The sequence below is a fragment of the Chitinophaga niastensis genome (genome assembly GCF_003014755.1).
GTDB classification, from domain to species: Bacteria; Bacteroidota; Bacteroidia; order Chitinophagales; family Chitinophagaceae; genus Chitinophaga; species Chitinophaga niastensis.
Map to the genome: position 1 here is coordinate 1 of NZ_PYAW01000025.1, position 2019 is coordinate 2019.

Annotated in this window: 2 protein-coding genes; both read right to left on the minus strand. The window is 44.1% G+C overall.

Translation table 11 applies throughout. The features are described from left to right. On the minus strand, positions 1-251 hold a 251-nt coding region (locus tag CLV51_RS28785; RefSeq protein WP_146151408.1), incomplete at its 3' end, for a hypothetical protein. Position 252: 1 nt separating this feature from the next. Continuing rightward, positions 253-2019, minus strand: a 1767-nt coding sequence (locus CLV51_RS29330) for a hypothetical protein (RefSeq protein WP_211302161.1), incomplete at its 5' end; no start/stop codon positions are given.

The window sequence follows — 2019 nt, forward strand, 5'->3', positions numbered from 1 at the left end:
AGGCTGTTATTACCGGTTCCCACCAGTGCAATCACCTGTATTTTACCGGCATAGTTATTTTGAAAACGGGTTATCTGACCCAATATCGCGGTATCCTCATCCAGTGGCATCACTATATACAGCAGCTTTTTACCGGCATAGGCATCCAGGTTAAGCAGCTGCCCATCCAATGTGGTAAGTGCCCGCTGGGCATTACAATAATGTGCACTGCAACAGTAAATCATTATTAATATAAAAATCCTGTTCATCATATCATTGGGGATTGGTTAAAGTATTGACGTATCGTTTTATAATATTTCCATTCATGTCTTTGACATGCTGGAATCTTCCAAAAAGGTCATATTCGTAATAGGTTATTTTTCCTTCAGGAGTAGTCATGGAAGTCATACCACCAAAAACGGGGGAATAGGTATAGAAGGTTACCTGCGCAGAAGTGCCTGCAAGACCGGTGCTTATCTTTGCCAGCTCCGTCCGCATCGCTGCGTCAGAGGAGGGGTTATCCAGCACCAAGAGATTCACCAGGCCTGATACTGTTGTGTAATCACTGCCGGTTACCTTAGCCACAGGAAAACTACCGCTATACCCCCAGAGGTAAGCTTCTTTTACGTCAGTAGTTTTATACTGCTCGGTAAGATTGCCCCTTGTATCATAGGCAGATAAATTAACCTCGCTGGAATCGCCTCCGGCAAAGAAGGTGCGCAGCTTTGACAAATGGAGCTTTGAAGTATTATAATAGCCAAACATATATTTTGCGCCACTGACAAAGACCGGGTTGGCATTATTTGTTTTCATAGAATCCACCACTTCTATGGGCTGCAGGTAATTTTTATTCTTCAGGCTATCTTTCATTACCTGTTCTGCACTGCTTAGACTGAAAACGAAATCACTGGTATTATTAAATGCGTATTTATAGGTCTGTTCCCTGGTTTGGCTGTTATTAACAGCTACTATTTTCTGTTTCAGAAAAAAGATATCATGCTGCAGATAGTACTGGTAGTTAGTCTGCGTCCCTGCTAATATACCACCCGTGAAGGTGGAGTCTAAAGACTGGCTCAATACAGTAACGGGCTGCCAGGTAGGAAAACTGATAGTGGATGTTAGGTCTGGTATACAATCTGAAAACTGATCGTTGCAGTTAGATGGACTGGGGGCAGACTCCGTCCAATAGGATATCTGGCCGTTGAATGGCGCATCAATAGTAACATACCAGTATGGTTTTGCCCGGTCACCTATCTGCGATTGCGGGTTATTCCAAAGCCACGAGTTAGTACTTTTCTTTAATAAGATCCCATTCTGGTCATACGCTTTTTCTACCACCAGCTTTGCCCGGTAATAACTGTAATCTGATGGAGGCGGCAGTGGAAATCCCTGGTTGATAATATTGTAGGCATAGGTGTATATCCTGTCTGTCCATCCGTTAGCGCTGTCTATCGTCCGGACTTCAGGATACATGACGTAGGAGCCACCATCCAGGGCCAGTGGATAGCTACTCCCCGGATATACTTTCACATACTGACAAGTAGTGGAAAAGTCATTTTGAAGGGCCGTAACATTCACCGGAGAGATGAGTAAGCCACTGCCCACCGTGGAATCAATGGAGTACATTTTGTACCTGTAGTCTGTCTTACTGAACTGACCTGTAATCGGATCATAATCCCTGATTGTTTTTACACGAACACCTCCGGCATTATAGGATCTCCTTGAAAACACAGCATTGGCGCTATAAGGCTGACTAATGGTGCCGGTTTCATAGGTGCCTTCCTGCCAGTTACCCGACAAACTACCGATGGTACACGTTATGCCGGGAACAAAAACATCTACCCTATAATAGCCATTTTTTAATATACTATTTCCGGAAGGCTGTCCGCTGAAGCTCTGAATTAAAGCGCCTCCGGTAAGAGCAGTTGAATCCAGCAACCGCATGACCTTCACGGTATAATTGGAGCCACACATCACACCAATATTACCCAGGGCAAAGAAGAATTTGGCAAGATTATAAGACGAGTTTACTGTAAAAAG